This window comes from Streptomyces sp. NPDC004561 (assembly GCF_053602155.1).
The window spans coordinates 1-6,467 of sequence record NZ_JBSGDB010000477.1; the positions used below are offsets into that span (position 1 = coordinate 1).

Annotated in this window: 6 protein-coding genes and 1 pseudogene; all 7 read right to left on the minus strand. The window is 65.8% G+C overall.

The window, feature by feature from the left end; all coding sequences use genetic code 11:
* Positions 1–591 precede the first annotated feature (591 nt).
* Positions 592–2,133, minus strand: a complete 1,542-nt coding sequence (locus ACWEN3_RS38230) for a hypothetical protein (RefSeq protein ID WP_452980886.1) — start codon at positions 2,131–2,133, stop codon at positions 592–594.
* Between the two features lie 145 nt (positions 2,134–2,278).
* Positions 2,279–2,944 (minus strand): hypothetical protein, encoded by a 666-nt coding sequence (locus ACWEN3_RS38235; protein ID WP_452980889.1) that lies wholly within the window; start codon positions 2,942–2,944, stop codon positions 2,279–2,281.
* Positions 2,941–3,423 carry a hypothetical protein gene (locus ACWEN3_RS38240; RefSeq protein WP_452980892.1) on the minus strand — a complete coding sequence of 161 codons (483 nt, stop codon included), beginning with the start codon at positions 3,421–3,423 and terminating at the stop codon, positions 2,941–2,943. Before ACWEN3_RS38240 ends, ACWEN3_RS38235 begins: the two co-directional genes overlap by 4 nt.
* Positions 3,424–3,729: 306 nt before the next feature.
* Complete coding sequence (locus tag ACWEN3_RS38245; RefSeq protein ID WP_452980895.1) at positions 3,730–4,257, minus strand: hypothetical protein; 528 nt, start codon at positions 4,255–4,257, stop codon at positions 3,730–3,732.
* Positions 4,258–4,501: 244 nt separating this feature from the next.
* Positions 4,502–4,831: a hypothetical protein gene (locus ACWEN3_RS38250; protein WP_452980898.1), complete on the minus strand. Its 330-nt coding sequence runs from the start codon at positions 4,829–4,831 to the stop codon at positions 4,502–4,504.
* Positions 4,832–4,895: 64 nt separating this feature from the next.
* Entirely contained in the window at positions 4,896–5,387 is a 492-nt protein-coding gene (locus ACWEN3_RS38255; RefSeq protein ID WP_452980901.1) for a DUF3293 domain-containing protein, read from the minus strand.
* Between the two features lie 704 nt (positions 5,388–6,091).
* A pseudogene (locus ACWEN3_RS38260) lies at positions 6,092–6,467 on the minus strand (hypothetical protein); the annotation flags it as partial.

Sequence of the window (6,467 nt, forward strand, 5' to 3'; positions counted from 1 at the left end):
ACCACAGCAATCTCGTCCGGAGTCACGCACACTCAACGCCACACCGGGCCCAGAGGACACGCACCACCACAACCGACCTGACCAAGCACTACTAGGTGGGCGGTGACGGTGATTCCGGCACGGCGGATGATGTGGTCAGTAGCGTGGCGCTCCGAGGTTGCGCCGTACATCAGGTGCCCGTGGCGGTACGAATGATAAGCACGCGCGGTGACTGCGTCGACGGGCATGTCGGAGGCCACTATGGTGGGCACCAAGAGCTGTTGAGTGTCAACACACGTCTTTGGGTGAAGCCGGCGCGTCCACATACGGTTGGGCTTGGTGGCGCAGTGGGGATGTTTTGTCCCAGACGTGCCAGCGTGTCCCGCATAGGGGATCGGTTTCGTAGGTGGCTTCCGCTGGGAAGCCGTCGGTCTTGATGCGCTTGGGCTGTGGGTCTTGGGCAAGGTTTCTTCCGCAGCCGGGGCAGTCGATCGGCGTCTGCATGGGGTGCATTCCCATCTCGCGTCTCCTTTGGTCAGCACTGACAGGACTCTCCGCTTGATCACTTCGGTTGGGTTTGCGCAGTTCTTGCCTGGCGCCGTCGGGCTTGGTTCACAGCTCGAGGAGATCGGCGGCCGCATTGCGGAGCATTCGAACGAGTTCTGGAGTGTCGGCCGAGGGGTGATGGTGGTGGAGCAGGTTGCTGGCGAGCATGGCTCGTTCAGCAGTCGTGCCCTGTTGGAATGCAGTCGATGCGGCCAACTGTGCTGCCCAGGTGGGAATTGTTTCCCGCCAACGCGTCTGCTGGCGTTCGCCGATGATGTCGGCTCGCCCGGCTTTTGCCCGGGCGAAGGCGCGCTGAATGTAGGGGGACTGGAGTGGGACGTCGGGGACGAACATGGTGCGCGCAAGTTCGGCGCACCGGTGCTCTTGTGCCTGACGTGTCGTGGCCGCCATGAACTGATCGTCGTCGAGGAGTGCGTGATGCAGACGCTTTCCCCACTGCTTGAGGTGGGGGAACCGGGACTGCTCCTCGCGGACCGCGTTCACCCTGTCCTCCCATGCCTCGAGGCGCTGGTGCAGGGCGTCGACCCAGTCGGCCTGTGTCCGGTAGCGGTGCATGACATCGCCGGAGCGGAAGGTGGCGGCGAAGCCGCTCAGTTCGCCATCGCGTCGCGCGGCTTCGGCCCATATGCGCCTGAGGCCCCGGAGACTGGGATGCTTGAGAGCCTTCCCGTCGCGCAGGTGGTGGGTCCAGCCTCCTTGATACCGCTCGATGCGGACGCTGTCCGGTTGTTCCACGGTGGCCTGTGCTACGAACTCGTCCCGGTCACGCCAGTTGATGATCGAGTCGTGGGTAGTGTCTGACGTCGTGTCCGGCTGGCAGGTCTGAGACTGCGGGGTGTGGTGAGCGTCGGAGTGGTCGCGGTCTGTCTGGATGACCGTCAGGTCACCCAGAGGCAAACTTTGTAGTGCAGCGAGCAACAGCCGAAGTCCTTCGGCCACGGGTCGCCGGCTTTCGAACCATTCCCACGCGTGGTCGTGGGTGCGGACCACCAGGCTGAAGCTGCCCGTACTGCCGTGGACGTCGGAGTCGGGGATGCATCCGTAGCGGGCGAGCTCTTCGATGGCCGCCTGGATGATGCGGGCATCCTGCTCGCTGGGCGAGGCCGCAGGGGCCTCGGTAGGCAGAGGAAAGGTCAGTGTGTCCAAGTAGGTGGCGTTGCCCGGCATCCCCAGATCGTCGATCAGTTCGATGGAGCACTCCCCCGCTTCTGTGCTGTTGATGTAGGCGCTTGCCCATCCCTGCCAGGCCTCGGCCGCCTCACAGCCGTCGTCCCAACCACTGTCTCGGCCTTCTTCGTCGCCACCATCGTCGTCGTCCTCTTCGTCTCCCTCTTCGTCCTGAAGGCTTTCGAGTGAGTTCTCCGCCCACAGTCGCCAGGCCGCATCCGGATCGCCGTCTGCGGCCTGGAGATAGTGGTTGGGGTCGGCCAGAGCGTGAAAGACGGCGGCGGAGGCGAATGCCACGGCGTCGCGGGCGCCGGTGCCTACGATGTCAGGATCGATGCCCGCGTTCACCAAGGTGTCGGCGTCCTCGGGGCTGCATCCCAGCGCGAGGAATCGAGCCCTGGACTTTTCCTCGTCATACACGTGAACGGGCTCCCTGCTTGGCGTGTTCCTTCTGGTTGCTTCCTGAGGCCGGCTTGCAAAGGTGCAGGCCGGGTCGCCCCTATGGAGACGGGCGCCTGTCGACGGCTTCTGGCATGCGGCACTGTTGCTGTCGGGCGATGGCGCCTCAGAATGGTGAGTCCACGGTGACGCTCGAGACTTCGATCCTTGCCACCTTGTTTGTGGGGTCGGTGTCGTCGCTGGCCACCATCTGATCCTTCTGGGATCGGCCCGGGTCGAGTTCAGCAGTGGAGGAGGCGCCTTCGTAGACGATCGTGCCGGAGTCGTCGATTCCCTGGTACTCGTAGTAGAAGGTGTGCGAGACGCTGTCCATGTTGGTGAACGTGATCGTGGCGGTGGTCATGCAGCCCGTGATGGAGTCGCACTCTGTTTGGACGCGGCCGACTCGGTAGGCGGACGGCCAGTCGCCCGCAGAATCCGCCTCGCTCGTCGAAGCTGGCGGTGACGCCTTGACATGCCTGTGGCTCGGCTTGGCCTTGGGCGTCGCGGATACGCTCGTGGAGGCGGACGGCCGCGGTGTGGGCGTGCTGGCGGCAGTAGAGACTGCGGGGGCTGTGATGTTGTCGGCTTCCGCGGCCGGGCGCGTCTTCGTTGGGCCGTTGGGAGCCAGCTGGAACACCAGTACGCTGAGCGCGAGCGTGGCGCCGAGGGTCATAAGACGCTTCGGTCTGTTGCTGCGCCCCTGATCGTGCCAGACCTGCTCGGGGGTGACGGTGACGTTGTCGGCTTCAGCGGTGCCCGTGGCAGATGGCACTCGATTGGTTGGCGTCATGAGGTCGGCTCCGCAGACGTGGTGTCGCTTGTGTCGATCGGCCGGCTTCCGTCATCTGTCATAGGAGGTTTGGGCTGTGATGCCTCTGCTGTGGCTGGTGGCGGCCACAGCGATGGCAGACGCAGTTGGCTCGGGGCGAAAGCCAGCGTTAGTGAGCCGGATACGGCCAGCACGATGGCGAACAGTGCAGTGCCCCACCCTCTGAGGAACACCAGCGCCGTCAGCAAGATGACGGTGCTGGTGCACACGGCGGTGAGCCAGATCTCCCGGGACTGAGTGGGAACCAGTGGCTGTTGCTCGCGCCAGGCCACAACCACCATGTGGCTCAGAACGGGTAGCACAGCGACTGTCCCAAGGCCCCATGCCCAGTTCCAGTCACTGATGACCCACTTGATGGCTTGCCATATGAGCCACAGGACCAGGACCACCAGGCAGACGGCCAGGCAGCCTGCGCAGCCCTTGACTTCCTCATCCTTCACGATTGTTGAACTTTCAAAATAGATCGGTTGCGGTGGTCGGTCCACACCGCCTCGAGTCGCCGCATCCGCGGGGGCACGGGCGCCGTGTTCCTGCACCTGGGAGCTGGTCTCGGCGTCGCTCAGGCGACTCTTGGCCTGCACAAGCCCGAGCTCGACGCGCAGGCTGCTGGCCCGTTCGCTCGTCCTCGTCGCGGCACGAGCAGGTCAGTGATCCGCGCCGACTATGGGCGGCGCGATGGTGTGAAGACCGGTTTGAGGCGCGCAGCACCAGCTTCGATTGGCGCCGCGCGTTGAAGAAGCTTTGGATCAGCCCAGGGTGTTGGCGGCCTTCTTGTACGCCACCGCCTGGCTGGGGGTCAGGATGTGCGAGACGCGTACCAATACGGTGTCGTGCCGGTAGTCGTACTCGGCGAAGGCGGGCACGCTCTTGGTGATGCTCTGGATATACGTCATCCTGCGGGCCGCATCGCCCGCACTGGCGAAGACCTCCACGGCCCCACCCCGCCCGACATCCCCCTGATCCAGCCCTTCGGTGTCGGACGCGCCGATCCGGCTGTCGGAGAAGGTGACCTTTGAGGTGTACTGCCCAGGCCTGCCCAATAGATGGTTTTGATCATTCGCAGCCGTGACCGTCCCGGTGAAGCGGGCCGTGGGGACAGCCTTGCGAAGAGTGTCCAGGGCTTGCGCGGCCGTGACGGCGGCAGGAGCACTGCCCTGGGTGACGGCAGGCTCGTGGGAACGACTGACGGTGTTGGCCGGCTTGGCGCTGCCCGAGCAGGCGGTGAGCGCCATCGCGACGGCGAGGGTGAGCGTGGGCAGGGCAAGACGAGGCATGGAGTAAGGACCCCCGGGTGGTGCTGTAGGCGTGCAGCGGTGATCATTGCAGGCACCACGCACTTTGTGCGAGATGCGTGATGAAAGCGTGATGGTTATTTTGATGGCTGCACGTTCGCGGGGTGCGTGTTGACCGCTGCGTGCAAGCAGTCGTCCTGGTGAGAACCCTCGTGCGCCCCCCTGCGTGTTTGTGGGGGGGGGGGCGCCCGGGCGCCATCGAGGCGGCCGGTCCACGGGCGGAGATTCATTCGTACGCCGCGACAAGAGGGGCGGCTTGTGCGCTTAGGTCACGGGCGGAGTAGGACTCGAGGCGGCCTCCTGTGCGCTGCTGCCACGCCTGCCGGCGATCATCGATGTGCTTCACCCGATGCCTCAGCCGGGTGCTCCAGTGGGCAACCTCAGCGGGGGTCACCGGGCCGATGACGCACTGCCGCAGCCACCGGACGGGATCGAAGCGCTGGTTGGTGCAGGTGAGTGCGTCGGCGAGGTCGAAGGCGAGGATGCGCCGGGATTGGATGTCAACCTTGCTGTCGGCGATGGCAGCGGCAAGGGTTTCGTAGTCTCCCCGGTTCACGGGATCTCTCCGTTTTGTGAGATGGCGGTAGTTGTGTGTGTGGCTGGACGCGGCCAAGGAGGGGCTAACTTGCGCTCGTGTTCACGAGGGTGGCCTGCCAGTCGGTCATGACCGTGTCGTGGGCCGTGTCGGCGCAGGCCAGCAGCCGCCACGAGGTCGGCGACCACGCGAACACCGCGTCCTGGCCGAAGCTTCGGCCCAGTGCTCGGGCCTCGGCGTCGTCCAGGCCCACCACGGCAGCGCTGATTTCGGCATGCGTGTTGGCCAGGTCGCCTCCGACAGCCGGCCACCACCGCAGCCCCCGCCGGTCGAGTATCTGCAGCAGCTCGTGCTGTGCGCGGAGGTTGGCGTGTGCGGAAACCAGGCGACCGCCCGGGTTGAAGGCGGTGACGATGTGAATCGTGCGCGCGCCATCGATCGGGTAGGCAAGGCCCGTTGCGCGGTGCGAGGAGCCCGGCGAGATGCGAATTCGGTGCGCTGGAAAGGCGATGTCCACGATCGCGCGCTGATAGGCCGACCACGTTGCGGACTGGGTGCAATGAGAAACGGCAGGCACAGGAGTCTCCTTCGAAAGGGGACCCCCTTACCTGCCGGCAGGGAGATCTATGAGCCCGCTTATGCGGGATAGTCTCTGCCAGGTGGGGTGCACCTGGCGAGCAGGATGCTGCCACGTCGGCGTGTTCGGTGTCTAGTGGCTGCTCCAGTCTTGCGCTTGGCAGTGGTTCGCGGCAGTGATCAGAAGCGTGTGTCAGCACCTGATGGCGGTTCTTTCACCAGAACGCGGGCTCAGCCACACAGGCTGGCGGCAGTGTGCTCTTTCCCGCTGCTGCGGGTGTGGAGGTAGAGCGCCTGGAGGCGCTGACCGGCTGGGTTGGGTACAGGTGTCGAGCAGGCGCCCGCCGAGAGCGCCTCCGGGCCGCGGCATATGAGCTTTCCGCATACACAGCCCGCCACGACCGGATGCTCGATGACCAGCCCGTCGCCGACGAGCCTCTACGGGGCCGGCTGACCGTGCACCGGCTTTTCTGCGATACCTCCGTCTGTCCCCAACAGACGTTCCTCGCTCCGCTCGTTGGTGTGGCAGAGCTACTCCTGCGGGCCAGCCCCGGCCTGCGGATCCGGGGGGCGCAGTTTCCCGTAGGGCCGGGCGGCCTCGTCGGCGGTCTCCTGGGCGAGGTAGGCCAATGCTCCGAGTGCAGATCCGCAGTGGTCTGCCAGGTGTCATCAACCGGCCCCGTCGAGCGCCGCTTGGTAGGGGTGTCAGTGGATTTGGCCGTAGCAGCAGGTGCTGGTGTGTCCTTCGTCGCCGGTGAAGGTGTCCGGCAGGACGGTCGCAAGGGGCAGGTCTTCGGGGGTGAGCGGCGGGCGGGAAAGATACGTGCCGAGGTCGGCCAGGTGCCGGACGGCGGCGAGGGGGACCTGGCCGGCGCAGGCGGGGCACGGGCCCAGCAGCTCGAACGCCTCGTCGTCGTAGACGGGGAAGCGGGCGAGGAAGACGTACTGCTCGCCGGTGTCGGGGCAGGTGGCGGTGGCCAGGACCGGCTCGCCCGGGGTGGTGCGGCGGCGTAGCCAGTCCGGGGCGGTGGTGATCTGGTCCAGGCCGAGGCCGAGGCCGAGGGCGGCGGCAAGCCGTCTC

Bases quoted from the DNA above. Each gene is read 5' to 3' on its own strand.
- ACWEN3_RS38235 (WP_452980889.1), bottom strand. From the start codon at position 2,944: ATGACGCCAACCAATCGAGTGCCATCTGCCACGGGCACCGCTGAAGCC.
- ACWEN3_RS38245 (WP_452980895.1), bottom strand. From the start codon at position 4,257: ATGCCTCGTCTTGCCCTGCCCACGCTCACCCTCGCCGTCGCGATGGCG.